Below are 3434 nucleotides of genomic sequence, written 5' to 3' on the forward strand. Positions count from 1 at the left end.
ACAACCAATAACCAACATACAAAAGGTCTACGCGTACCGGCTAAAACGCCTCACTCGCCTTATACCTTTGCCATTGTAGGTAAGCTAAAACCGAAATAAACCAATAAAATTCGAACTATGAAAAAAGATCCTTATTCTGAACTTTCTTGGATGACAGAGGAAATAAAAAACGAATTAGTTATACGAGATAAAATTGTTGAAAATGAAGACATTGAAAGTTTATTTTCTTTAAAAGACAATTCTGACTTTTCAATTGCTTTATTTGAAATCCTTCAAAAAAGGAATGAAAAAAAACCTAATTCTCTGAATGAAATTGAACTGAATTTGTTTTTATGTATGAATTTGGAAAATGCAGGTCAAGCAGATAGTATTTTGACTTTTTTACAAGAATGGTTTCCTGAACAGAATGAAAAAGTTATTAAATCGTTGAATGAAATTGGAGCGACTAAATCATCTGAAATAATAAAAAAAGCGGTTGAATTACTTCCTGAAAATGGTAGTTGGTTTTTTGAAAGCTCAAACGAAGAATCTGAAAAAATAATGAGTGAATTAGATTCTGAATTTTCTAATTATCCAGATGGTTCAATGAGAAATTTATATCGAAAATATGCTGAAAAACATAGGAATGAATTATAAAAGCCTACCTACAACACCATATATAATTTATTGCTAGTTTTTTGCTTACTTACGAAAATCCTCGCGGATTTTCTTTGTCAGTAATTATTTATTAAATTAGTTGCTTAAACCACGCAACAAACCATATATAAACACGTTGCCCACAATTTAAAGAAACATCGTAAATGACAGAAAAAGAACTGCTAAAATTGGGATATTTCCCGAAAGAACTACCACCACCATTTGAAAGCAAGACTTTTTCAGATAAAATAGACACAATTAAAACAAGTTGGAGTTCTGTGTCAAGTTCTTTTCCAAGACGTGAACGATTAAAATATTCAGATTCTAATTGGGTTGTTTTTTCAATTCCAAAAGTACAATTGTCAAGACGAATTATAAATATTCCTAATCCACTTCACCAATCTAAATTAACTTCAACTATTGCTGACAGATGGACTGAAATTGATAATATATTTAAGAAATCAACAATTTCTTCAAGTTCACCGATTAAAGACCCGAAAAATAATAGAGCATTAATTTCCAAACACAGCTTTAGTGAATTTAAAAGAAGACGTTCAAATGAATCTTTTGCGAATTTATATGAAGTAAGAACTGATGTTTCAAGGTTTTACGGAACTATTTACACACATTCGATTCCTTGGTTAGTTCATACAAAACCAATTGCTAAAGCACATCGAACTGATATGACAATGCTTGGAAATGCTTTAGATAAAGATTTAAGAAATCTTAACTCAGGGCAAACAGTCGGAATTCCAATTGGTCCAGATACTTCATTAGTAATTGCAGAAATAATTACTTGCTTAATGGATGAGCAAATTCAATCAAAATTGAAAAATGTAAAATCCTATAGATTCATAGACGACTATTACCTCTATTGTGATAGTTATGCAGATGCAGAAAAAGCATTCAAATTTATCCAATCACTTCTGACAGAATATCAACTCGATATAAATGAAGAAAAAACGAAAATATCAAAAGCACCATTTGCTTTTGACAGTAAGTGGTCTATAGAATTAGGTTCATTTACATTTAGAAAAAGAGCAAACTCTCAATTAACGGATATTGAAAGATTTGTAAGCCTTTCACTCATTCATTCAAGTGAGAATCCGAAAGATTCTGTATTGCTTTTCTCTATTCAAGTCCTCAAATATTTACAGTTATTTGACGAAAACTGGGACACTTATGAATCGCTAATCTTAAAAATTGGAATAACAGAACCAAGAACTTTACCAGTAGTAACTGAAATTTTAGCTTCAAATATTAGCCGAATTTCAAAAAGAAAAATCAAAAATATCATTGAAAAACTAATTGACATACATTTACCTAAAGGTCATAATTATGAGGTTTCTTGGGCACTTTGGATGTGCGTGGAATTTAATATAAAACTCAAGAATAAAATGGCAGAACGCATTTTTGCTTCAAATGATTACGTGTCAATGTTAATTGCAATGGATTTAAAAAGTAGAGGTCTTATTAATTCAACTGTCAGTACAGACGGACTTTTAACGGAATTGACAGAAGAATCTTTAATGAACGAAAATTGGTTATTTACATACGAATCCATTAAAAAAGGTTGGTTAGTACCTGCCGATAACCCTATTGATGAAAATAAGTATTTCGAAATACTATTAGCAAATGGAATATATTTTTATCGAGAAGATGCGAAAGTAAAAACCTTTACTGTAAAGAAAGCAACAGAACAAATAAGTGAAACTACCAAAAAGCCTGAAACTGAAGAAGCCACAACAATCGTTTCTGGAGGTGGTGGCGGAGGAAGTTCGTATTAAAAACTGTGGGCAACAACGTGTATAAAACATAGCTGGTAAGTGCTAAATCAAGAGGTTTGTGCTTATTTGTAAAGACCGCCAAATTTTTAAATTTGGCTTTTAAAATAAAAAAGTAAAAACAAAATATAAAAATTCGGCTCTGTGTTAATCCGAAAAGTCAGCGTCTTTTTACACGCTACGTTTGATACACAAGACCGTTGTACACAAGCTGAAAACCGAACTAAATGAGAAACTATTTTCTTTTGATTTTAATCTTTATTTCTTTTTCAAGTTGCAAGAAAAAGTCTATTACTGAAAATAAATCACAAGTTGAGAAAACGGACTCTTTGATGGTTGGAGAATTTATATACACTTCAACTGGAAAGTTTTATCCTGACTCTTTAAAAACCAAAACAGCTGACTATTCGAATAAATTTGATTTTAAAGATTATCTGGAATATAAAATGACTGATACTATCCAAATTGACTTAAATGGAAACGGAATTTTAGAAAGTGTATATTTTGACAACAATGATTGTTCAAAAATTCTAATTAAAGAAAAAGGACAGGAACTGATTTCTTTTGGGTGCGGACAAGAAGAATATGATGGATTTCCAAATGCTGTTGGTTGGGTTAATTTGTGGTGTGTAGTAAAAGATAAGAAAGTATGGGAGGTTTTATTTACCGAAGATGGAGATATTGATAAAGACACAATTGTAAACTTGGAAAGACCGAGCATTTATATTGGTAAAGAAGAAGCTGGCGGAGGAATTATATCGTATCGGAATGGAAAATTATATTGGATTCATCAATCCGACTAAAAAAAGCCAGTGTACAACAATGTGTATAATTCATTGCTAGTTATAGCCTACTTACGAAAGTCCTCGCGGACTTTCTATCTGTGATTTATTTGCTAACTTTAGTGCTTAAACACGCAACGAAATCATACACAAAACCGTTCTAGTCCATTGCCTGCGGCCGTAGGTTTTCGCTTTTGTAATTTATAATTACACTCTTGGGATTAGAAACTAT

At 31.4% G+C, this 3434-nt stretch carries 3 protein-coding genes; all 3 read left to right on the forward strand.

Translation table 11 applies throughout. The features are described from left to right. The first annotated feature begins 117 nt into the window (after positions 1-117). Positions 118-636, forward strand: coding sequence for a DMP19 family protein (locus IL45_RS01330; RefSeq protein ID WP_036579347.1), 519 nt, complete (start codon positions 118-120; stop codon positions 634-636). A 164-nt stretch (positions 637-800) separates the two neighbouring features. Continuing rightward, positions 801-2423: an RNA-directed DNA polymerase gene (locus IL45_RS01335; protein ID WP_036579350.1), complete on the forward strand. Its 1623-nt coding sequence runs from the start codon at positions 801-803 to the stop codon at positions 2421-2423. 224 nt (positions 2424-2647) lie between these two features. Next, on the forward strand, positions 2648-3223 hold the full coding sequence (locus IL45_RS01340; RefSeq protein ID WP_036579352.1) for a hypothetical protein: 576 nt from the start codon (positions 2648-2650) through the stop codon (positions 3221-3223). Positions 3224-3434: the final 211 nt, after the last annotated feature.

The organism is Nonlabens ulvanivorans (genome assembly GCF_000732625.1).
Classification (GTDB): Bacteria; Bacteroidota; Bacteroidia; order Flavobacteriales; family Flavobacteriaceae; genus Nonlabens; species Nonlabens ulvanivorans.